At 41.2% G+C, this 22,602-nt stretch carries 24 protein-coding genes; 13 read left to right on the forward strand and 11 right to left on the reverse strand.

The genetic code is table 11. The features are described from left to right. Window positions 1-197 precede the first annotated feature (197 nt). Entirely contained in the window at window positions 198-788 is a 591-nt protein-coding gene (locus HWQ37_RS16840) for a Crp/Fnr family transcriptional regulator (protein ID WP_292748847.1), read from the reverse strand. Between the two features lie 314 nt (window positions 789-1,102). Beyond that, window positions 1,103-1,828, reverse strand: coding sequence for a serine O-acetyltransferase (gene cysE / locus HWQ37_RS16845; RefSeq protein WP_292748849.1), 726 nt, complete (start codon window positions 1,826-1,828; stop codon window positions 1,103-1,105). Between the two features lie 212 nt (window positions 1,829-2,040). Here cysE and HWQ37_RS16850 point away from each other — a divergent pair, with 212 nt between their 5' ends. Both HWQ37_RS16850 and cysK read left to right on the forward strand, forming a co-directional pair. Next, window positions 2,041-2,523: an RrF2 family transcriptional regulator gene (locus HWQ37_RS16850; protein ID WP_292748897.1), complete on the forward strand. Its 483-nt coding sequence runs from the start codon at window positions 2,041-2,043 to the stop codon at window positions 2,521-2,523. A gap of 18 nt (window positions 2,524-2,541) precedes the next feature. Further along, a complete protein-coding gene (gene cysK, locus HWQ37_RS16855) occupies window positions 2,542-3,504 on the forward strand; it encodes a cysteine synthase A (protein WP_292748851.1) in 963 nt (320 codons plus the stop codon). 89 nt (window positions 3,505-3,593) lie between these two features. On the opposite strand, the gene HWQ37_RS16860 is transcribed toward cysK, so the two are convergent. Together HWQ37_RS16860 and HWQ37_RS16865 are read right to left on the reverse strand one after the other, a co-directional pair. Then, the gene (locus HWQ37_RS16860; RefSeq protein ID WP_292748853.1) at window positions 3,594-4,235 is read right to left on the reverse strand and encodes a type I restriction endonuclease subunit R; all 642 of its coding nucleotides are present in this window, start codon (window positions 4,233-4,235) and stop codon (window positions 3,594-3,596) included. A gap of 68 nt (window positions 4,236-4,303) precedes the next feature. After that, entirely contained in the window at window positions 4,304-5,014 is a 711-nt protein-coding gene (locus HWQ37_RS16865) for a cadmium resistance transporter (RefSeq protein ID WP_292748855.1), read from the reverse strand. 176 nt (window positions 5,015-5,190) lie between these two features. On the opposite strand from HWQ37_RS16865, the gene HWQ37_RS16870 reads away from it, so the two are divergent. Continuing rightward, the gene (locus tag HWQ37_RS16870) at window positions 5,191-5,841 is read left to right on the forward strand and encodes a cadmium resistance transporter (RefSeq protein WP_292748857.1); all 651 of its coding nucleotides are present in this window, start codon (window positions 5,191-5,193) and stop codon (window positions 5,839-5,841) included. A gap of 121 nt (window positions 5,842-5,962) precedes the next feature. On the opposite strand, the gene HWQ37_RS16875 is transcribed toward HWQ37_RS16870, so the two are convergent. Next, the gene (locus tag HWQ37_RS16875) at window positions 5,963-6,760 is read right to left on the reverse strand and encodes a sulfite exporter TauE/SafE family protein (protein ID WP_292748859.1); all 798 of its coding nucleotides are present in this window, start codon (window positions 6,758-6,760) and stop codon (window positions 5,963-5,965) included. 566 nt (window positions 6,761-7,326) lie between these two features. Here HWQ37_RS16875 and HWQ37_RS16880 point away from each other — a divergent pair. Both HWQ37_RS16880 and HWQ37_RS16885 read left to right on the forward strand, forming a co-directional pair. Further along, window positions 7,327-7,914, forward strand: coding sequence for a TetR/AcrR family transcriptional regulator (locus HWQ37_RS16880; RefSeq protein WP_292748861.1), 588 nt, complete (start codon window positions 7,327-7,329; stop codon window positions 7,912-7,914). Between the two features lie 41 nt (window positions 7,915-7,955). Next, window positions 7,956-8,402: an acyl-CoA thioesterase gene (locus tag HWQ37_RS16885; protein ID WP_292748863.1), complete on the forward strand. Its 447-nt coding sequence runs from the start codon at window positions 7,956-7,958 to the stop codon at window positions 8,400-8,402. A 179-nt stretch (window positions 8,403-8,581) separates the two neighbouring features. Here the strand turns inward: HWQ37_RS16885 and HWQ37_RS16890 are convergent, their stop codons facing one another. Beyond that, complete coding sequence (locus tag HWQ37_RS16890; RefSeq protein ID WP_292748866.1) at window positions 8,582-8,725, reverse strand: hypothetical protein; 144 nt, start codon at window positions 8,723-8,725, stop codon at window positions 8,582-8,584. Window positions 8,726-9,294: 569 nt separating this feature from the next. Here HWQ37_RS16890 and HWQ37_RS16895 point away from each other — a divergent pair. The 3 genes from HWQ37_RS16895 (at window position 9,295) to HWQ37_RS16905 (ending at window position 13,834) form a co-directional block, all read left to right on the forward strand. After that, the gene (locus tag HWQ37_RS16895) at window positions 9,295-10,125 is read left to right on the forward strand and encodes a phytoene/squalene synthase family protein (protein WP_292748868.1); all 831 of its coding nucleotides are present in this window, start codon (window positions 9,295-9,297) and stop codon (window positions 10,123-10,125) included. Between the two features lie 656 nt (window positions 10,126-10,781). Then, on the forward strand, window positions 10,782-12,383 hold the full coding sequence (locus HWQ37_RS16900; protein ID WP_292748870.1) for a serine/threonine-protein kinase: 1,602 nt from the start codon (window positions 10,782-10,784) through the stop codon (window positions 12,381-12,383). Window positions 12,384-13,024: 641 nt separating this feature from the next. Further along, window positions 13,025-13,834 (forward strand): FHA domain-containing protein, encoded by an 810-nt coding sequence (locus HWQ37_RS16905; RefSeq protein WP_292748899.1) that lies wholly within the window; start codon window positions 13,025-13,027, stop codon window positions 13,832-13,834. A gap of 64 nt (window positions 13,835-13,898) precedes the next feature. Here the strand turns inward: HWQ37_RS16905 and HWQ37_RS16910 are convergent, their stop codons facing one another. Then, a complete protein-coding gene (locus HWQ37_RS16910) occupies window positions 13,899-14,408 on the reverse strand; it encodes a HugZ family pyridoxamine 5'-phosphate oxidase (RefSeq protein ID WP_292748872.1) in 510 nt (169 codons plus the stop codon). Between the two features lie 346 nt (window positions 14,409-14,754). Beyond that, a complete protein-coding gene (locus HWQ37_RS16915) occupies window positions 14,755-15,411 on the reverse strand; it encodes a DUF3386 domain-containing protein (protein ID WP_292748874.1) in 657 nt (218 codons plus the stop codon). Window positions 15,412-15,512: 101 nt separating this feature from the next. On the opposite strand from HWQ37_RS16915, the gene HWQ37_RS16920 reads away from it, so the two are divergent. Then, window positions 15,513-16,184 (forward strand): LuxR C-terminal-related transcriptional regulator, encoded by a 672-nt coding sequence (locus tag HWQ37_RS16920; protein ID WP_292748876.1) that lies wholly within the window; start codon window positions 15,513-15,515, stop codon window positions 16,182-16,184. Window positions 16,185-16,668: 484 nt separating this feature from the next. Continuing rightward, window positions 16,669-17,346, forward strand: coding sequence for a hypothetical protein (locus HWQ37_RS16925; protein WP_292748878.1), 678 nt, complete (start codon window positions 16,669-16,671; stop codon window positions 17,344-17,346). 98 nt (window positions 17,347-17,444) lie between these two features. Here HWQ37_RS16925 and HWQ37_RS16930 read toward each other — a convergent pair whose 3' ends face one another. The 3 genes from HWQ37_RS16930 to HWQ37_RS16940 form a co-directional block, all read right to left on the reverse strand. Continuing rightward, a complete protein-coding gene (locus tag HWQ37_RS16930; protein WP_292748880.1) occupies window positions 17,445-18,956 on the reverse strand; it encodes a BamA/TamA family outer membrane protein in 1,512 nt (503 codons plus the stop codon). Window positions 18,957-19,028: 72 nt separating this feature from the next. Next, the gene (locus HWQ37_RS16935; RefSeq protein ID WP_292748882.1) at window positions 19,029-19,838 is read right to left on the reverse strand and encodes a DUF3598 family protein; all 810 of its coding nucleotides are present in this window, start codon (window positions 19,836-19,838) and stop codon (window positions 19,029-19,031) included. 24 nt (window positions 19,839-19,862) lie between these two features. Continuing rightward, window positions 19,863-20,765 carry a cell division protein FtsX gene (locus HWQ37_RS16940; RefSeq protein ID WP_292748885.1) on the reverse strand — a complete coding sequence of 301 codons (903 nt, stop codon included), beginning with the start codon at window positions 20,763-20,765 and terminating at the stop codon, window positions 19,863-19,865. A gap of 336 nt (window positions 20,766-21,101) precedes the next feature. On the opposite strand from HWQ37_RS16940, the gene HWQ37_RS16945 reads away from it, so the two are divergent. From HWQ37_RS16945 to HWQ37_RS16955, 3 genes are all read left to right on the forward strand, one after another. Next, window positions 21,102-21,389, forward strand: coding sequence for a Mo-dependent nitrogenase C-terminal domain-containing protein (locus tag HWQ37_RS16945; protein WP_292748887.1), 288 nt, complete (start codon window positions 21,102-21,104; stop codon window positions 21,387-21,389). A gap of 396 nt (window positions 21,390-21,785) precedes the next feature. Then, a complete protein-coding gene (gene def, locus HWQ37_RS16950) occupies window positions 21,786-22,349 on the forward strand; it encodes a peptide deformylase (protein WP_292748889.1) in 564 nt (187 codons plus the stop codon). Window positions 22,350-22,359: 10 nt separating this feature from the next. Beyond that, window positions 22,360-22,563, forward strand: a complete 204-nt coding sequence (locus tag HWQ37_RS16955) for a hypothetical protein (protein ID WP_289798204.1) — start codon at window positions 22,360-22,362, stop codon at window positions 22,561-22,563. Window positions 22,564-22,602: the final 39 nt, after the last annotated feature.

Raw genomic sequence — 22,602 nt, forward strand, 5'->3', positions numbered from 1 at the left:
GTAATGACGCTCGCGGACTCGCTACCGCTACGCTAACGTAATTCGTAATGACGCTCGAACGCAAGTACATCTCCCTTTGGGAGAAGACTCGCTACAACTTCTCTACGAGACACTAACGTAATTCGTAATTTCAGGACAGAGCAACCAATTTTTATTCTGATTCATAACTTGGTGATGGCTGATTTTGCTAAAACAATCTAAATTTCGTAGTACCAAATTTCTTCTTCTCGCAACACAATTCGATGTAAGGAGAGACGATCGATCAAGCCTTCTTGCTCAAACTGTCCAAGAACACGAGTGATAGTCACACGAGTTGAACCAAGCATTTCCGCCAGGTCTTCATGAGTCAGACGCATATCTATTAAACGTCCCTTCTCAACTTCCGAACCAAACTTTTTAGATAACCATGCCAACAACTTGATGAGCATAGTATCCACTTTTTTATGGCTACGAATAATCATCAATTCTTGAGCCTGTTGAATATGGGCAAGTAGAGTTTCTGTTAGTTCAGTCCACTCCTCTAGAGGTAAAACTGTCGCCTCAACTTTAGTTAGGCATTCCATCTGATAAGGTTCTAATTTTGACAAAATCCTACCCACGACATCTCCAGGTCCCCACAATCCCAGAGCGACAGTTGTACCATCTTCCAGATAGCTAAAAGTCCTAACAAAACCCGTTTCAATCTTCCAAAGGCCGTTATGATGCTCTGGCAGAAATGACCTACGCGCAAAAAATTGCTTCGTATTATTACTGCTTGAGCTAGATAAACTTGTGTACAAAGACACCATATAATATAAAACTATTCTCCGATAAACTAACCGTAGTATTCTATTTATATCAGGTTCTAAGAACATCTGGGTATTTTAAAAACGGAAGTATGGGGCAGAGGGGCAGCACTTCGACTACACTCACCGTAAACTCAGTGACCGGGGAGCAAGTGAAGAATAATAATGCCCAATGCCCAATGCCCTAAGGAATGAGAATTAAATAACATACAATTTATATCCCTTGTTTACCTCACCCTCAATCCCTCTCCTTATAAAGGAGAGGGAAGCTAGAGAAAGGATAAAGTTTTGCATCTTATTTAATCCATGTTCCTAAGCTAAATTCCCGCACCATCAAGAAAATCTTCAATCATCCCATCAGAATTATTGCTCTTAGGTTTGTCGGTTGGTTCGTCGCCAAGTTCAGTTGCAGAGAAACTTGATTGTTCCAACTGCTCGAACTGTTTCTCTAGAGACTTGACACGTTCAAATAAAGCGCGAATTACTTCAGCTTCTACGTCGCGTACTTTATCATGATCCAGAGCATTACTATTTAAGTTGTTTTGACGAGTTACGCGCCCAGGAATCCCAACTACAGTAGTGTTACTGGGGACATCTCGTAGCACCACTGAACCTGCTCCAATACGGACGCGATCGCCAATTTGAATATTTCCCAATACTTTCGCACCCGCTCCTACAACTACATGAGAGCCTAAAGTGGGATGGCGTTTGCCGCTTTCTTTCCCAGTGCCGCCAAGGGTGACACCTTGATAAATCAGGGCATAGTCCCCGACGATCGCAGTCTCACCAATCACTACTCCCATCCCATGATCTATAAACACTCCCTGACCAATTAATGCCCCAGGATGAATTTCAATTCCGGTGAAAAACCTACTAAGATGAGAGATGAATCTTGGTATAAAGGGAATTCCAATTTTATACAGCCAGTGTGCCAATCGATGAAATATTAGCGCCTGAAGCCCAGGGTAACAGAACAATACTTCTAGCCAGTTACGCGCTGCTGGGTCACGCTCAAAAATGGTTCGCAAATCAGTTATTAGCATACTCTGTTGAAATTTTCGTTGGTAAGTGAGGCTCTGAAAACAGAAACTCAGGATAATTCCCACAAAAAATCCAGTGATTCATGGAAATTTTCTCAGATAGCAATCTACGGTAAGTCGATAGAGTATAGTGTTTTTGTGGGTAATAAGTGGGATGCTATCACATTCCACTGTTGGAAAAAATTAATTTCGCATAAACTGCGATAAGTCCCCCAATTCACCGTAGTATATTGAGTACAGTCTTGAATAGCCAAAACTACGCTCTCTTGGATCTGTCTTCCAAAGTGGAATACGCGCTGCTGGCACTCTTAGAACTGGCAAACCACCACGGAAAAAAACTTCCTCTAACCATGAGCGAGATCGTTGCCAAGCAACCCATACCTGAGCGCTATCTGGAACAAATTTTGACCAACCTCCGGCGTGCTGGTGTGGTGCAGAGTCAACGCGGCTCTAAAGGAGGTTTCGTTTTAGTTCGTGAACCTTGGCAGATTACAATACTTGAAATTGTCACTTTGGTAGAAGGCGAGCGGAAAGAGAAAGATACCTCTAACTCTCCGACTCTAGAAAAGACTCTGGTTTATGAAGTTTGGGAGAAAGCTAACGCTGCCTCAATTGAAGTTTTGGGTCGTTATACACTCCAAGACTTGTGCGAAGAAAGAGAAACTCGCGCCCAGGACAGTCCAATGTATTATATTTAGACACGACGGAGTATTTACATGCGGATAGCGAAAGATATCACAGAGTTAATCGGACGAACTCCTTTAGTTCAGTTAAACAAGATTCCCCAAGCTTCAGGAGCGGTTGCTCGGATTGTGGTGAAGCTAGAAAGCATGAATCCAGCATCTTCTGTGAAAGACCGGATTGGCGCGAGTATGGTGGAAGCGGCAGAAGAAGCAGGTTTGATTCACCCAGGGAAAACGGTTTTAGTAGAGCCGACTTCTGGAAATACAGGAATTGCGCTAGCGATGGTGGCAGCCGCCAAGGGCTACCATCTCATTCTAACGATGCCTGACACAATGAGCCACGAAAGACGATCCATGCTCAAAGCTTATGGCGCTCAACTAGAGTTAACGCCAGGGGTAGAAGGGATGCGAGGAGCGATCGCTCATGCAGAGGAAATTGTCTCTAAAACGCCCAATGCTTATATGTTGCAGCAGTTCCGCAACCCTGCCAACCCAAAAGTTCACGCCGAAACCACAGCCGAAGAAATTTGGAATGATACTGATGGAGAGGTAGGTATTCTGGTGGCGGGAGTGGGTACTGGTGGGACGATTACGGGAGTTTCAGAAGTTATTAAAAAACGGAAGCCGAGTTTTCAAGCGATCGCAGTTGAACCAAGCAACAGTCCGGTATTAACAGGTGGTAAATCAGGGCCTCACAAAATCCAGGGTATTGGCGCGGGATTTATCCCAGCAATTTACCGTCCCGATCTGGTAGATGAAGTGATCCAGGTAGCGGATGAGCAAGCGATCGCTTACAGTCGCCGCCTCGCAAAAGAAGAAGGATTACTATCAGGGATTTCGACTGGCGCTGCTTTATACGCGGCTATTCAAGTGGCACAACGACCAGAAAATGCAGGTCGCCTCATCGTGATGATTCAGCCTAGCTTCGGCGAACGCTACCTCAGCACCTCACTATTCAAAGACCCAGAAGAGAATGAGTGGTTGAGTAAAGTTTGATTCTGCATATCAAGAAAACTAATCAACTACCGATTAAGCCGACAATGGGCGAAAAAAATGATGGCTAGACGGAATTTTTTGTCGCCTCTCTAACTGGTTGCGGTCAAATCCTTGACTTGCTTGAGAACTCGAAATACTTCGTGCAAGTCTCGATTGCCCAACGGGAAAAACAAAGAGTAAAGCTTGGAAGAACCATATTCCGGTTGTGGCATGGCATTCACCTTGAGAAAAATAAACTCATCTCCATTGCTGACCATGCCGTACACCGGTCGCGTCGGGTTAGGATTGCACATCATATATGCCAACGCTTGCGGCACTGCCAGGGAAACCATAATCGTGCGTTTTGCTTCCACCACCAGCACCCAGAACAGGTCTTGAATAATCAGAGTGTCAATCCGTCCCCGCAAAATTTCATCATCCCCTTCCAGCGCATACTGAACTGATTCTTCTGTTTGAATGCTGAAGTCTGGTTCGTAAAAGCCAACCAAATCCAGCAGGGGTGAGAGCAAGAGCTTATCCACAGCCCCTTCTGAGATTGTGCCACGTTCTCGATGAATCGAAAATCGTTGCTGTAAGCGATCTAAAACCTTTATTTCTGAGGAAGTTAACTCAGGCAAATCTCGGCACCATTCTGGAAAGAACTCAAGATCAGCGTTAGGATGGAGCGCAAACCGATTTTTCAGGTCAGCAATTGTAAGAATCGTTTTGGAGATAGGGAATGTACTGGTCATAGTATGGCTGTTCTTTTGTTACCTTTATAAAGACAATGCAAAATTAAACCAATTCGCAATTGACTTGGTTATCTACTAGAATTTTCGCCAATTTCATCGGTACTTTCATCATTTTTCACCAAAATCATCAAACAGATACTACTAGCAGCTAGCTTGATTGGACTTAAAGCTTCACTTTTTAATACAATAAAAACGCCTAATCCGATCAGAACAAAAGGCACAAGATTATTAACGTAGCGAGTCAATACATCAGCGATGACTCTGTTGTTAGTTAATTTGTATGCAGCGTAGCACCAAAGTCCTAACAATAGAAAAAATATTCCTATAATTACCACAAAATCTTCTAAGTTGCAGCTAGCAAATAAAGGTATATAGACACTAATATTATCACTACCATTGGCAATGGTAACGGCTGCCACACTATAAGATTGGGGAGAAAAAAAGCTAGTAATTATTGATGCTTCAGCTTCTTCTGTTTCCAGTACAACTTCTTTTGATGAATCTTTATCCCAATTCACTAAGCTACTGATACCTATGGATATTGGTAGTAAACCAAGTAATCCAATCCAATTTTTTGATAAAACTAATCCCCCAAATAAACCAGAAAGACTAAGGATTAACAGAACCGTAAAACCTAGAAACTGACCAGCAACTATATGCCTGGGACGAAAGTTAGTATTTATTTGAGAAAAAAACAATAATAGAATGACAATATCATCAATGTTAGTGGCAATGAACGCGATCGCCCCTGTAGTAATTGCAGTAACTAACTCGTTCATATTTTAAGATCAAGAAGAATTCAGGAGTCAGTAATAATTACTGTGTTATTTTAAATCTAAGTTGTGCCAGAAAGTTAAAATAATTCGTGATTGATAATGACGTGCGAGTATTTCGCCAATAATTACGAATTAGTGAATTTGGTATGGTGGTAAATCTTAGATTCTAAAAATCCAGCATGAGTCAGCTAGGGACAGCCTTCAGTGAAGGGATAATTGCCTTCATCGCCACCAACATTGATGACATCATTATCTTGTTAATATTTTTTTCACAGGTAGATGGTAATTTTAGACGGCGGCATATTTTACTCGGTCAATATCTGGGTTTTACAGCTATTATCATCGCTAGCTTACCAGGATTTTTTGGTGGATTAGTTGTACAGCGAGAATGGATAGGATTGTTAGGATTGCTACCAATAGCAATTGGTATTCACCACTTAGTATACAAAGAAGAAGACACTATAACAGTTCAGACAGTCAGCAATGATTTTAACCAGTCCACACCGACTAATCCCGTATTGTCTTTTATTTTGAGTATTTTGCATCCCCAAACCTATAAAGTTGCAGCAGTAACGATCGCTAATGGGGGTGACAATATTAGTATATATATCCCTTTGTTCGCAGGTCACAATCTTGCCAGCTTGGGAGTAATTCTAAGTATATTTTTTATCATGGTAGGGATTTGGTGTGCGATCGCTTATTTTATCAGCCGTCAACCTACCATTGCTAATATTTTAAGTCGCTACGGTAACGCTGTTGTACCTTTTGTGTTAATTGGCTTGGGTCTATTCATTATGTATGAGCGAGGTACATTCACTCTAATAAGCTAAAAATCTTTTAATTTGCATCCTCAAAAAAATGAATCTCTTGTGGGGTGGGCATCTTGCCCGCCCTAGTTGTGCAAATTAAATGCGCGACAGCTTACCACTGGAATTGAAAATCTCAAATTGGTTACACCTGATGAACTAATTTCCAACTTACCATCATCAAAATGGCATAAATGATAAACCGTAACGGGCGTTGCGGAGCTATCTGGCAGATTTTAGCGCCTAGTAACACCCCAGGTACAGAGCCTAGCCATATAGGTAGTACCAAACTCCAATCAACTGTTCCCAAGCTCAGATGACCAAGGGCTGTAAACAGCAGTAAAATTGCGGCGTGTGAAATATCTGTACCCACTAACTTCCGTGCATCAAGTCGGAAAAACCCAATCAGCACTAGGGCAAACATTGAACCTGAAGAAACGCTAGTTAGACCAACCAAACAGCCTAAAATTGCTCCCAAAGTAATTGTCATAAATCGGCCAAAGTTAGTTTCTAAGTCTAACTTTGGCAATTCGGGTAAATTAAATTTGGGGAAAAAAGTCAATAACAACAATTGCACTAGTGCTAACACTGTGACTAACAAAATCATCCCGCCCAGCAAACGGAGCAAAATGTTATCCAGGTTATACTCACCTGTACGTTTAATGAAGTGCAAAATCCCCACTCCGAAGAGTGAGCCGGGAACACTCCCGAAGGCCAGCCATTTGACAACTTCTGTGTCCAGGGTTTTCTGTTCCCAATGCTTGACGCTACCAACAATTTTCATCAAGGTGGCAGCCACAACATCAGAACTCACAGCGATAGAAGGCGGAACCTGAAAAACAAAAATCAACATTGGCGTAATTAGAGAGGCTCCACCAATTCCTGTCAAACCAACGATGATACCAACAAAAAAGCTTAAGAACGGTAGTAATAAATAGTGCATACTCTTTGGGGGTTTCAACAATAAAGCTTGACTGCTAGAGAAAACAACTCAGCCAAACATATAGCCCAGTGGTAGACAGAGCTAGTTATGACAAGTTATTGAGTTTTTCAAGGATTCCTGGACAACTTAAAACCTCTCTGAAAGTTTTTGTAAGCATGACAACTGACATTTAGCTCAAACAGACTTTGATAACTGCTCATTGGTCAGTCGATCTGCTAAACTCAACTTCTAACTGGGCTTTCTGCGGTTTTACATATAAAAGCACGTAAGGCGATGCACTTACCGTATTTTACTCGCAAACATGATTAAACGTCCAGCGTATTCGCTTTGTATATCGCTTAATTGTCTAAAACTCTAGCTAATCCCCAAGATTACGATGCATGGACTGGTGGCTGGGGACTGGGGAGATAAGGGGAATAGCCAATGCCTGGTTCATTACTTAGGGCTGAAAAACGCTTGACTTGCAAGCAACTATCATGCTAATTTCAATCAAACCATTCGGTCGGTAATATTTTATTCACAGCAATTTTCTATTAAATAAACTCCCTACTCTAAAAATCGCTGTAATGTCTAAAGGCGAAGAAACAAAAACCAGAATTCTCCACCAAGCAGCCGAACTGTTTAACCAACAGGGGTATGCAGGTTCGTCGATGTCAGACATCATGCGTGTTACTGGATTGCAAAAAGGAGGAATTTACAATCACTTCCAAAGCAAAGACGATCTCGCGCTACAGGCTTTTGATTTTGCGATCGCTCGCATCAAACAGCATACTAGATTTGTATTACGAAGCAAACGCCATACAGTAGAACGGCTGCAAGCAATCATTGAGATATTTAGTAGCTTTGCAGAAAATCCACCTATCAAGGGGGGCTGTCCACTGCTGAATACTGCTGTAGAAAGTGATGATGCTCATCCAGCCTTGCGAGAACGCGCTCAAGAGGCGATGAACTCTTGGCTACATCTAATTCATCGAATTATTGAAACCGGAATTGAAAAGGGTGAAATTCGCCCAGAAGTGAGTGCTGATGAAATCGCTACCATCATAATCGCAACGCTGGAAGGAGGCATAATGATGAGCAAGCTTTATGGAGATTCAATTCATATCCATAGGGTAATTAATCACCTGAATCAATATTTGCAAACTTACCTTTAATTTGACAGACCGAGCAGTATTAAAAAATATCAAGGTAAATAATGCTAGTAGATAAAAACTCACACAGACCATTAGAAGTAGTATTAACAATTCCTGTAAAAACATACGACATTGATTTTATGGGAATTGTCAGTAATATTGTCTATATCAGATGGCTAGAGGATTTACGCTTAAAGTTTTTAGATGAACATTGGCAACTCAACCAACAAATTGAGCAAGGATATACACCGATTCTAGCCGGAACTGAAATTGAATATAAACGTCCCATAAAGATTATTGATCGGGTGATTGGACGTTTATGGTTGAGTAGTTTAGGACGCTTAAAATGGACTGTGCAAGCTGAAATTTTATCTAACAATGAGTTAGCAGCAGTCGCTATCCAGAAGGGTGCTTTTGTCAGTTTACAAAATAATCGTCTTCTTCCTATTCCAGAGGAATTCCAGAAAAAATATTTACAGTATCAACAAGGCATTCAGGAAATTGAATAATTAGGAATAGGTTGATATTTTTTTGAGTTTTTACAGACTGTTCGGTTTGTTTGTGTGTAAACATAATATGGACTACAGAAATCCGATGTGATTTCTGAAAAAAATTAGGTATTGTAGGGTGTGTTAGACGGAACGTCGTAACACACCAAATCCGTGTAAATGCTTCCCTACTCTCGGCGCTAACACAACGCCAGTTCGCTCAAGTCGGGGAACCAACCCACTACCACAATATTCACAAATATTGTGGTAGTGGGCAAACAGCTAACTTTTTGATTGTCAATCTCGTAAATATACGGGAACTTTGTGTTCTGGGTTTTGGTCATTTTATGTCACTTTGAACAGCAAAACCGTTCTCACTCTAATCAATTAGGCATAACCCAACTCAGGCATTGCAGCCTTATATGTCGTCCAATTTAACTGACCCTAACTTCTCGGTAAACCATTGTATGCATCTAAAGGTGCGTACAAATGCTGTTATCCGTTGTCAGCTTTTCCTCTATTGTCTTTATCTATACAATAACTACACTTTGTTAGTCAGATTAACGCAGACTTCAAGCACTTTCAAATCCCGAAAATGGATGTTTGCTTATACAAAAATTTCGTCATATCCAACCAAATATTACCATAATTCTTTATATCTATACTAAAACTTTATGAAAGCTATATCAAACGACACCTCAAACACTTTTGCAACCAAAAACCTCTATACTAGACTAGACTTTGATCAATTTCAGAGTTTTGTTAATTGCAACACCAAAAACTATCAATTTTTAGATGAAATACCAGCGTATCTTATAGTCTATAGTTTTTAAGGTTTAGTCAAAACTATATCCAGTATCATCAAAAAACTGCAAACTTCATGTGGTGCAAAAATCAAGTGGGGAGTGAAAACATGAATTTACGTAGAGATGCATTGCAAATCCTCAAAGAAACTAGCCGAACTTTTTATATCCCAATTAGTGTTTTACCGCCAGGATTGCAAGAAGCAGTAGCATCAGCATATTTGTGTATGCGTGCCATTGATGAAATTGAAGATCATCCCGAACTAGATAATGCTACTAAAGCAAAGCTGTTAAGAACGATTAGCCTGACATTACAGGCAGGAGTTGACGGCTTCGCGGTAGATGCTTTCTTTGCAGGATTTAGTGGGTATGAGAATTCATTAGAAGAAGTCACTTTGAGGATTAGAGAATGGTCACTGCTAGCACCAGACACCATTGCACCTCGAATTTGGGATGCCACTGCTGCAATGGCAGACCGGATGGCTTATTGGGCAGAAAAAAACTGGAAAATTTACACAGAATCTGATTTAGATCGTTATACCTTTGGAGTTGCAGGTGCAGTGGGATTGTTACTTTCAGACTTGTGGACTTGGTATGATGGAACACAAACCAACCGTACCCAGGCTATTGGTTTTGGTCGAGGTTTACAAGCAGTTAATATCCTGCGTAACCATACTGAAGATTTGGGGCGTGGAGTAGAATTCTTCCCAGAAGGTTGGAGTGCAGAAAATATGCAAGAGTATGCCCGACGCAATCTAGCCCTGGCAGAAGCTTATATCAAAGACCTTCCTACTGGGCCCGCCTTAGATTTTTGTCAAATCCCCTTTACCTTGGCAAACGGCACTCTTGACGCTCTTGCTAATGGTAAAGAGAAACTCAGCCGCAGTGATGTTTTTGCACTTATTGAACAGCTGATTAGTGTGAACATGAAAGCCAGCTAATAATCTCTTAACGATTAATGGAGATGATTCTAAATTGCCTCCAAATTTGGGCATCCAAAATCCTACAGAAAATCGCTGTAGGGTAGCCAGTGCGGTCTTGGAGTCTCTCCAAATATAGTAACTGGCGTTGGGCACTGCCCTCCAATTCTCTTAAATACCACGTTTGTTGTGCAAAAAACCAGATTAAAATAATTCGTAATTCGTAATTCGTAATTCGTAATTCGTAATTACGTTTTGTATTAGCGAAGCGTTAGCGAGTCCGCGATAGCGCAGCGTTAGCGAGTCATCGAGCGTCGCGTCTGGGGATTTAGACCCCGACACAAAACGTGCTGCACGAATTAGGCAGGGGACTTAAACCTACGGAACTAGTTAAAGCTGACTTTCTCAATGGGATACTAGCACGATGCACGTCACCAGCTTTAAGAGAACGTCATTAGGAATTCGGAATTGGTATAAAGTAGCATAAGCAGTATTTGGAAAATTTAAGTATAATAAATAATTTATTTAGCGATCGCTTTAGGTAATGTCAGTTAAACTTTAGGAACTCTTCAAAGGATTTCCAGCAAAAATTACCTGGCAAGAGTTGATTAATGTCTAAATAATTGAAAGAGAGTATAAGACTCCCCGTAATTATTCGTGCAGCGAGTTGAGAGTGCATGAGCTACTGCTTAAATCCTACCTGTTCCAATCCAGAAAATTTGGTATATAGCCAAAGGTGTCAGTCTTGTGGCTCGCAACTACTGTTGCGCGATCGCTATCAGGTGATCAAACCATTAGGTCAAGGTGGCTTTGGAGCAACCTTCCTAGCCAACGATCAAGGCTTACCAGGAGAACCGAGTTGCGTAATCAAACAATTACGCCCATCAGGAAGCGCCCCACACGTTTTACAGATGGCTAGAGAACTCTTTGAGCGAGAAGCCAAAACTCTAGGTAAGATTGGCAATCATCCCCAAGTACCAAGATTGTTGGACTATTTTGAAGATCATGAGCAATTCTACTTAGTTCAAGAATACATCAGTGGTGATACCTTGCAAGAGGAAGTCAAACTTAACGGCATCTTGAGCGAAACTGGGGTCAAGCAATTTTTGAGCGAGACTTTGCCACTGTTGCAATACATCCACGAGCAAAAGGTGATTCACCGTGATATTAAGCCAGCCAACTTAATTCGCCGTACTCAAGATGCCAGAATGGTACTCATCGACTTTGGTGCTGTCAAAAACCAAATTAGCCAAAGTGCCACAGGTCCATCAGGACAGACAGCATTAACTGCGTATGCTATTGGTACTCCTGGTTTTGCACCTCCAGAGCAAATGGCTATGCGTCCAGTCTACGCCAGTGATATTTATGCACTGGGGGTGACATGCATTTATTTACTGACTAGCAAAACTCCTAAAGATTTAGATTACAATCCCAACACTGGCGAGATGATGTGGGAGCAGCTTGTGCAAGTGAGTGACCACTTAAGCAATGTATTGCGAAAAATGTTAGAGGTGTCTGTACGTAATCGCTATCAGTCAGCCACAGAAGTTCTCAGAGCATTGGAAATTGAACCATACTTAGATAGTTTAGCAAAGGGTTTGCTGATTAAATCCGATCATGGATCTAAAGAGCGAACACATAACCACCTGGACAATTCTGCGGTTTTATCTAATAACCCTTCTACCTCTGTTACTAGTGCGGGAGTGGCACAGGTAGCGGCTGCAATTCGTGCTAGACGAGCCAAAGCAGCCGAAGCCGCAGGATCGCAACAGGGTTCTGGGATAGCCAAATCAACGACTTTAGCTAACAACAGTAATGGTTCACAAGCTCAAAATTCTAAAGTTGAGCGGAAGTTAGATACCCAAGGTCTATTAACAGCCTATCTGAAGGGAAGACGGGATTTTGCGTTACACAATTTAAATTTGCTGAATCTGCAAGGTGCTGATTTATCTCAAACAAATTTTCATTCCGCTCAATTGCAAAAAACTAATCTCCAGGGAGCTAATCTTCACAATAGTGACTTTGGCAGAGCCAGTCTCACACGAGCAAACCTCAAAGATGCTAATTTGAGCAAAGCATACTTTAACCATGCTGATTTAGAAGGAGCAGACCTGCGAGGCGCAGACCTCAGCAATGCTTATCTCAGCAATGCTAATCTCCGAGGAGCTAATCTGTGTGGTGCTAATCTCACCAGTGCCAAAATTTCTGATGAGCAGCTAGCATTAGCAAAAACAAATTGGATGACCGTGCGCCCCAATGGGAAACGCGGTTTGTTGTAATTTTAAAGTGTGAACTACCTCAACCTAATAGACGGACAGGGTTTCCCAATTCATCGGTAATAGCCTCTCTTGTCGCCGTAGTTTTATCCGAATTCCTATATTAGATTCTAGGTTCTCTTGCCTGATTCTTGCCGATATAAACTTAGATTTATTCATAATTGAGCAAACAGATATAGCAGTCCTAAATCATTTGTGAACAATAAGATCCCCGACTTCGTAAAAGTTGTCGGGGATCTGAGTCTCTCGATTTTCAGAACTCATTTAGGATTGCTACATAATATTTAGATTTATCGATAGCTATCACTATTATTAATATTAAGAAATATCCAGCTATCTCGCAAAAATACGTAGATATTTGTTAATTCTTTATGAAATCTTTATGATTTTTATCTGTTACAAATAACAAATGATTATTTACAATAAATAAGAAAGGATCGTAATAATTTTTTAAAGATATTTCCAACCTTTTTATGGCTATAAACAACAGGGAATCTCGCACCTAAAAATTGTCAAGTAAAAGCTCCTAAGTAAGCCACTGAACTTTTTAGATGGCGGCGAAAAGCAAAAAATCAATTATTCCTGATTTTAGGCTGAAGCAGAATATTCACAACCGAAATCAGGTAGTACAAGGTTTACGTATAATGACTGACTTTGCAAAAACGGAAATAGAACGGCGATTAACTTTATATCAAGTATTCCTCAAGTTGTATGAACACCACAGCAGCCTTCTAGATGAAATTCTTCAGCTAGAAAACTTATCTCAACCGTCGTTGAGGAGAGTCAAGGGGGGTTACGTACATGGTGTAGTGGATAATGCTACTGTTTATTTGATGACTAACTTGGGCGACAATCAGACTCAAAGTTTACGACAGCCACAACAGATATGGACGATAGGTCGTAATCGCACCAGTGGTATTTGCATTGCTGACAATCATTTGTCTCGTCGCCACGCCGCTATTCAGCATATTGACAAGCAAGGCTTTTATTTAATTGATTTCAAAAGTACTAATGGCTCATTTGTGAATGGTAATCGCGCTGTTGGGCCGATCAAACTCAAAGATGGCGATCGCATCCGTCTAGGAAATATGACTTTTGATTTTTTTGTGAATTATACCTATCAAGTTCTGCCAACTGTTGCAATGGATTTATTGATGCAGCTTGTGCATCGAAAGAATAATCAGACAGTAGACATACTTACTTATTCCCAGAATAGACAAAAATCTCTAACTGAAAAAGCAGATTCTAATTTAGAGGTTTTCAGAAGTTTCGGACTAGTTGAGAAGCTGGAAAATTTTTATGACAACTTCAGTTCGGAACAGAAATCAGAAATTTTAGACCGCTTGTTTAGCAGACAAATACCGTCTAATACCAATTTGATAAATGATTACGACAGATGGATTAATAAAACCCAGACAGAGAAGGCGATTCCCAATCCAAAATCTTTTGACTGAGCGTAGCCAAAATCTAAAATCCAAAATGGTATAATCCCAACCAGCTAAAAAATAGCGATCGCTATTACCCTTGCTTTTTGTCGGTATCTCCTGTGATTTGAACAATTTGATGGAGGTTATCACCACTAATTTGATATGCTGCCCCAAAACCAACTACAAAACGACCTTCACTTGGAGTTAGCCGGAAAATCCGAAAGTCAGACAAACCGCGCAAAACCTCGACAATTTCACCAAACCGCCCTTGAAATTGCTCAACAATTTGATTCCAATTGTCAGTTTCACGCTCTATCAAAGTTGCGGTACAATCAAAACTCAAACGACGACGGGCAAAAATTAGATGACTTTTAGCTTCATCCTCGATGAACAAGACACTAACATGAGGATTGGCATAGAGATTTTTGGTATGAGTTGAAAGACCACTGACGTAAATATAGATATTCTTGGCATCATCCATTACGAAGGGAGCATAACTAGCATTGGGTATTGCCTCTGCGCTCACGGTGCTAATGATTATACTCTCAAATATTTCAGGAAACTTTTCGTACTCAGCTTGAATGTTTTCAAGTTGACTCATAAGTAGATTATCGCTTGATTGAGAACACCTAATTAAACGTGAGTTCGACGGGTGCTATTTTGACCTCTCCCCCAGCCCCTCTCCTACGAGGAGAGGGGAGCAAAAACTTTTCTTTTATCGTTACTCCTCCCTCTCCTGAAGGAGACGCTACGCGAACGCCTTTTAGGAGAGGGAGGCTGGGAGGGAGAGGTCTGTCGAACTCACGTTAATTAAGTATCTTAACGTGATTGAGCGATGTCTACGACCCAAAGAATGTCCAAAAAATAAAAGCGATCGCTCTTTAGTTAAAAGAGCGATGCTTGTGGCGGGCTACGCCTACGCTAATTTTTAGATTACAGAATCCAGCTTAAGCAGCAACAGGTTCCAACAATTTAATGTCAGAGAAGATAAATTCCTGAGTAGAAAATTGTCCTGCTGTCTCGGTGCGAATCTGCCGACGATTTAAGATGAAATAGTCACCAACTTTTTCATACTCATCGATAAATTCGCTTCTACCGCCCTTTTGTTCCCCAGTTTTGGGGTCATGGTAAACAGAGTCATAGCGGTGAGACAAGTAGCCTTCGCCAGTGTCGTGACTGCTGAAGGTGTCAATAGTAACAAAAGTACCGTGAATTAAACGGTGAACATGACAGACTTCATTATTGCGGACTTTGTATTTATCGCCCTCAGCCTTACCACCCATTAAAAGCTCAACCGCTCCAGTTTCGTCAGTTTTGCCATAGCTAAACGTATTGGCGCTGTGGGTGTCTTCAAAGCTGCGGCGGACGCGGTGAATTGCTATCTCCCAGGCTTGACCATGAATTGCTTTCTGGGCTGGCTCGTCATCTACATCCAAAACTTCGGCTTTCAGATTGGCAGTGATGATAACTTTGCCTGTAAACACTTTATCATCATGCTTAAAGGTAATATTTGCGGTATAACCGGGGAAATTCTTGTCCCAAGTATAGCGGTTTTCATAAGCAGCCCGGAAAAGTTCCTGAGCAGAGAGTTGTGTAACTGTCATGTGCTTCTCCTAGTCGCTACTGTTAATTAGCGTTTTAGTTTCGTTGGTATTAGCATAGAAGTAATTGTTGAGGCTTGGATAGTCCCCAACTGGGTACACTTATGGCTAATTCTCTACACGCTGTATTTCATGCGATCGCTAATGTCCAGAATGAGCAAGAGTTGAGACTCGCTCTCACGGATAAAATTAGCGAGCATTTTGGCGTGCAAAATTGGGGTATTTATCTCCTTGATGAGCAACCAACCACTGAGATTGATTTTTCAGGCATTCCGGCTGTATGCTTAGAAAGCAATCCAGTGGGGCGCTACGTGGTTGAGCGTCATGCTCCCGCCCACGAACAGTTATTATTATCGCCAGCAGACTGGAAGCATTTTTGTTCGCGTTCCGATCACGAACACGTAATGACTGGGCCAATTGTTTGTGATGGTCGTCTTGTCGGAACCCTTAACTTGGCACGTGACAAGGGAAATCCTGCCTTTAATGGCAACGATTTAGCTGACTTGAGCGCTTTATGTATTCATTTGTCATCAAAAATGGCAACCCTACGGACAAAACCCAAAATATCCAATTCCCTTTTAGTTAGTCCTTTAACAGCGCGTGAGTTAGAAATTGCCGATTTGGTGGCGCAGGGGTTAACGAATGCGGAAATTGGAGAAAAACTTTGGATTACGCAAAATTCCGTCAAACAAGCTTTAAAGAGGATGTTTCGGAAGTTGAAGGTTTCGGCGCGTGCAGAAATGGTGGCAAAGCTACAAGATATACAAGTTTCTTGATAGACGCAGGGGCAGTGTTTCGACTATGCTCAACAACCAGGCAGGTGTTTTTTGGGCTTTCTGCGTCGATTTGGGAATTAGAACTATCAGCCGGACATGATAGTAAAACTTTAATTCTGGGTATAAAATACAGTTTTAAAACAAGAATTGTATTGAGTAAAGTGTAGCGAGATACAATTCTTCTTACTTTAATCTCATGCTTTTAAAGGTGGGTTACTCCTGCCTTCTGACTCCTGCCGACGCTCGCGGACTCGCTAACGCTGCGCTATCCTGCCCCCTGCCTTCTGCCTTCTGTTATAAAGACTCTAACTGATGGTAATCTAAGATTGTAGAACGAAATCCAATAAAAACTTTTGTTTTTAACAGTTTTCTTTTTTGGACAATAGTAATATAAGTCGTGAATAAAGTCTTTGACAATTAAGACTTGGCTATGATTTAAGTAAGTTCTAGAGAACTTAGTTAGTTTTTTAACAGGAGAAGTAGGGTGCTTAACAACCTTCATCAGTTATTATCTCCCCGGAAGTGGGGAATTCCCCTCGCGGGCTTAGGCTTACTTCTCGGTTTGGGCTTTATAGCCAAGCAGACTCAAGTAATATCATTTACAGATTCTCGATTATCATCGGCTCAGATTCATAAAACCTCCGAAAACTCTCTTTTGTCGCAGCTGAGAAAAGTTCGAGAGCAGAGAAGTCAACTTAATGCGGCTTCTGGAGACGGAAGAACAGTACCTATAATCACAGCGCTGGTTCCAGGCGATGGGGGAACTACAAAAAGCGCAGGAGTTTTACCAAAAGCAAAGTTTCCTTTAAAAGATGGGATTTATCTCTATGGTCAATCCCAACAAGCCAACCAGCTTGGTCAAGGTTATATCATATTTCAAAAGCAGCAGGACAAGGTAAGGGGTGCGTTGTATATGCCCCAATCAGAGTTGAATTGTTTTCAGGGTACAATCAACCCATCAGGAGAGTTGGCAATGACGGTTAATACTTCGTCAAATGAAGCCAGTTCTGAACAATCGAATCAGGTAGCTACAAGCAGTAGACTGCCCCAGGTTAGTGATGATGAGTCAAATTCTTATGCTTACTCTCTGGCTCTGCAAGACTTTTATCGCTTAAATTCCATCGCTGCTAGCGATCGCCGCACGTTACAAATGTGCAAGTAATCTCCAATGTCTTAATTATATCCTTTTGGACTAGACACACTCAAGCAACTTTTTAGAATGAAATAGCCTGAGTGTGTTTTAAGCATTTGTGCAACCTTTTAAAATCGCTGACCTGTGGTAACTTCAAATCTAAGTTCTCCTTGGTCGCTAATTCCTAAGTCACCTCGAATTAGCCCAAAGGATGACTTAAAGCGCAATCCTAAGCCGTAACCAAAGCCACTTCCAGGTTTATCTCTTAGCACTCCTGGTTCTCCTAGCACGGTTTTGCTAGACCCGAAATCTGAGGCGAAGTCAGTAAAAACAACTCCTCCGATTGACTGAAAAATTGGGAACCGGTATTCCACAGAAGCTAAACCATAACTCCGACCACTGGCGACTTTGCCATAACCGTAACCCCTGACAGAATCCAATCCACCAATATTAAAAGCATCAGCCGGTGGAAAGTCCCCAAGAATCGTACCAATTTGGAAATTAATCGCCAACATTTCTGGATTGTCAGTTAGTCTACCATTGCCGATCCAACTGACTGGTAAATACTGAATATAATCACCCTTTAGGCGATTGCTAGAAATATTACCCAGTCCAATAGGAATCGCTTGTTCTGTGCTGAGAGTGAGAATCGATCCTTGAGTGGGATTTTCTCGGCGATCGCGTTGATCTTTGGATACAGAAAATAATACTGTAAATAAGTCATCAATACCAGTACCGCTTACAGATAAAGGACTGCCTAAACTATCCACCTGTGCAACTTTATAGTCGCGATCGCGCAGGCTAATTCTCGTATAATTCAAACTTATACCTGCATCCCACTCATCAAAAGATTTTAAAACTCCCACAGAACCGCCAAACCTGCCCTCGCGTACTTTGTCACCGGTAGACAATCTGATATCGTCATTGAAGGTTCCCGATATATTACGATTACGAAAAGCTTTGATGGTGTAGCCTAAGCGGTTTGGTTCTTCAGGACGATAAGGACTGGTAAACTGACCATTAAACTGGACATCTTTACCGCTAATTTGCACAGTTGTATTTAATTTATCGTTAAGACCGCTAATATTTTCATCTTTATAACCCACCCGACCGAATAATCCAACATCTTCATTACTACCGCCTCCTAAAATTAGAGAAGGGAAGTTACGCTCTTTGATTTCATAGATGAGATTAACGCTCTCGTTATCTTCTTGGCGATAAACATTGACTTCATTAAATGACTCTAATCTCCGCAATCGTTGCAAGTCTGCTTTTAGTAAATCTTCACGAAATACCTCACCAGGTTTGAGTTTCAGCAGACCAATGATAAAAGCTTTCTGAGTACGCCCTTTGATTGGCTGACCTTTCTCATCAAGTAATTGATCTTTATTATTAACAAAACGAATCTGGATATCTTTAACAATTCTCTGAGAAAACTCCACAGACTGGTTATCTACGGGAGTTAATCCGATATAATCACCATATTTGGCATACCCTCCTTCTATCTGTAATCTAGGTTTTGTGGTTACAATACTACTAGTGCTATCTTCAGTAGAAGATTGCGAGTCTGCAACGGCCTCTAGATTTTCTCCAGCTATTAAGATGACTGCGATCGCAACTACAGCTATTTGAATATACATAAATAAAGTTTTATCATTACCCACATTTTGGCAAGAGTTAAATATTTGACAAGTAATCAAGCGGACACGATCTCAAAGCTTTCTTTCTTCAGTAACTAATGTCAAACTAACCCATTCGCCTTTATCGTTATAGCTGCGAATCATCCGTTGGCGCAGGTTTGGCTGGATTAACCAACCCGCTTCTATAAAAAATGGTTGGCGTAACTGCACCTTGAGAGGTGATGTTGCAGAAGCGCCATCTGGTAATAGTAATACTTGTACCTGCTTTTGGGGATCTTGGTCAAAGAGAATAATGTGATCTTTGATAGTAGCAGTTGAGGTAATTGTGCGATCGCCAAAAGAGGTACTTTGAATTAATCGCCCAGCATCATCAAGTTGCAATTTGAAAGTTGTAGAGTAAGTATCAGGCGATCGCCAATCTGGATATATTGTTACTGCTTGACCTTGCCATTCTCCCAACAAATCATTTATCTGCAAAGTTGGACGTTCTGTTGCTGGAGTTCCAGCGAGATGTTCTCGAATTAAGATTAATTCCTTTAGTTGACCAGTATTATCAAATAGTTGCACCAGACGCAAGCGGCGATTTTCATGAACCAAAGCGAGTTCTCCACCAAATTCGGAAAATGGCCCTAACTGAATTAAACCTTCGGAAAACGAACCATTTTCAAAAAACAGCAGACCCCCTCCCACAGTATTAAAGTCTCTGATTATGTCTTGTTCAGAGCGGCTCAGAGTTAGGCGCACTTTCTGGCTATTATTCAAATGTTCTAGGGAAAGACGACTAGGAGTATCATTCAAAAGTGTTCCTTGGGGAGAAAAATTAGTAAATGAACCTTCCCAAACACCGAGATTCTGCAAAAAACATTCCCATTGTGATTTCATACTGATTTTGTCATTTGTCATTGACTATCCTTTAGCAAAACGTCGGACAGCAAATAAGCTCCCCATTAATCCTACAGCTGCACCGAAACCCAAAAGAATCAGAGGCAATAATAAAATTTCTGCTGGAGTGAGTTGCACTCTGTTGGTGATGACTTGGATAAACTCAGGTTGATTGACTAGCAACTTACCGAGAAACTGTTGAATCACAGAAATGAAACTCCAAGCGATCGCACCACCAACCAAACCAAAGGCAATTCCTTGTAAAATAAATGGGAGGTAAATCCAAACAGAAGTTGCTCCCACTAGTTGCATAATTTCAATTTCCTGGCGACGCGCCATGACAATCAGCCTAATTGTGGTGGTAGTGACTGCGATCGCTGTTAAAGTCAAAATAATTGTAATTGTAAAAGTAATCCAGTTCAGACCTCGATGTAACTGGGCAATGCGTTTGACTGCTTCATCGACATACTGCACCGTCTCAACTCCTCGCAATTTAGCCAACTGGGTTGCTAAGGTTGGTACAACTTGAGAATTACGTGCTTTCACCTTCATCTCATCAACCAGAGGATTCTCACCTAGCTGCTGGGTAGCACCCTCAATATCAGAAATTCTCATTTCCTTAACTAACTTAGTCCAAGCTTCTTCTTTGGTAATGGTTTTTATTGCCGCTACCTCTGGCATTTTAGCGATTAGTGGCTCAATACTTTCGATTTGCGTATCTGGTTCGAGATAAACTGATACTTCTAGCTGGCTACCAAACTGATAGAGGAGCTTTTCGACTTGCCAAGAGGTTTGCAGACTCAAGCCGAATAAAAACAGTAACACCGTCACAGTACTTACAGCAGCCCAATTCATCCAACCTCCCCGCAATAAACCGAGGAAAGTTTCTTTCAGCAGATAGTCAAGTTTCGTGAAAGATTTAAACACACATCACCTCAAAATTTGCACTTAACGCCAAAGCACTAAGTTTGCTTTTGCATCTTTGCGTCAATAACACCACTATTTATAGTCAATGGTGCAAACTTTGCCAATACATCAGCTTTTATCAAACAGAATTCAGGAGTCAGGAGTCAGGAGTCAGAATGAATTATGACCGAAAAGCAGATAGCGCATGGCTTGCTATTCTGACTCCTAAGCAATTTTACTGTTCTTTAAACTTGACTTCAAAAAGTGGAAAAATAGTTTGGTAATTATACTATGTTTTTCTCTGAGAATAGTAGTAATTTGATAGGAGAAACAGATTGATTGAAGGAAAGTTAAATCATGAACTTCTTAAATAAAGCCAATTTAGACAATAGCTTGTTAAACCAGATTCGCTATCAGCTTGAGTCCGTAGAAATACATAATTCTAATCTGGCTAGACTATTGTGCAAAATAATTCCTTCCAATTGCCCTTTTGAAAGAACTGTTAAAGTTTTCGGTCGGACTCTGCTTCAGATTCCACCTTTATGTAAATTGAACCCTCTCTATGAACAGATAGTTGGTCTTCGTTTTAAGTGTTTATTATATTTAGTCAATGAATGTGGTGAGGATGCGAGAAAATATTGTTAAACATCGGTTTCCATCAATGTTTCATATTCGGTAAGTCTCAGAAACATTAAAAGTACTGTTTAATGATGTCAGCCTCGATCAAATTATCACTCCAAGTATGTTACAACGTGACTTCACAAGAATTATTTTGGAGATTGGTGCTACGTCTAAGGGGATGTTTAAAAAGTATTATTGCTAACAATATAACCTCGGACACCTAACCCTCATAGCAAGCCTTATTTACAAGAAATAAGGGTTTCACAACCTCTCCCCCTTAGCGCCAACATGTGGTTAGGCAAGCAAAGAGAGGAATAACATCTGGGTTTTTGGTATACTCCAAGACTTTTTAAACATCCTCTAACTGAGATTGATAGAATAAAAACAGTAGGAATTTTCACCATCTAGCCATCGAGACTCATGCCCTCTGAAATTGCTGTCGAGAAAAAAAAGTTAAAAAATCCACCTTTGGAGCTTCATTATTTAGGCGATCGCGTGCTGCGTCAAGCTACAAAACGGGTTTCTAAAGTTGATGACGAACTTCGCCAAATAGTGCGCGAAATGCTGCAAACTATGTACAGCAAAGATGGCATTGGTTTGGCTGCGCCCCAAGTAGGAATTCACAAACAACTAATTGTCATCGACTTGGAACCAGAGAACGCAGCTAATCAGCCTTTGGTGTTGATTAACCCCACCATTAAACAAGTCAGCCGCGACACCTCTGTTGCCCAAGAAGGATGCTTGAGTATTCCCAATGTATTCCTAGACGTGAAGCGCCCCGAAGTCGTGGAAATCGCCTACAAAGACGAGTACGGTCGTCCCCGGATATTAAAAGCTAATGACCTCTTAGGACGCTGCATTCAGCACGAGATGGATCACCTTAACGGCGTGGTATTTGTAGACCGTGTAGAAAACACCTTGACTTTAGCCCAGGAGCTATCTAAGAATGGCTTCTCGTATCAAGCGGTGAAACCAATAGCATAGGGGGGCAATAGTGTATTTAACTCCAAAAAGCAGCTTATTTCTGGGTGGTTCTTGTGTAAGTGCGATCGCCGCCGTCGGTTCGATTTTTGAACTGGGTTACGGACAGCCAGATTTTGGTGTCACAGCCACGGCAATTATCCTGGTATTGAGCATTCCACTCACCGGATTATTTTTCTTTGCCGCAGTTAAGGACGCAAGGGCTAACATGAAATAAGCATCAGGTACATAAAAAAGGTAAAAGGATGAAGGAAAA

Source organism: Nostoc sp. NMS4, from assembly GCF_017115095.1.
Lineage (GTDB): Bacteria > Cyanobacteriota > Cyanobacteriia > Cyanobacteriales > Nostocaceae > Nostoc.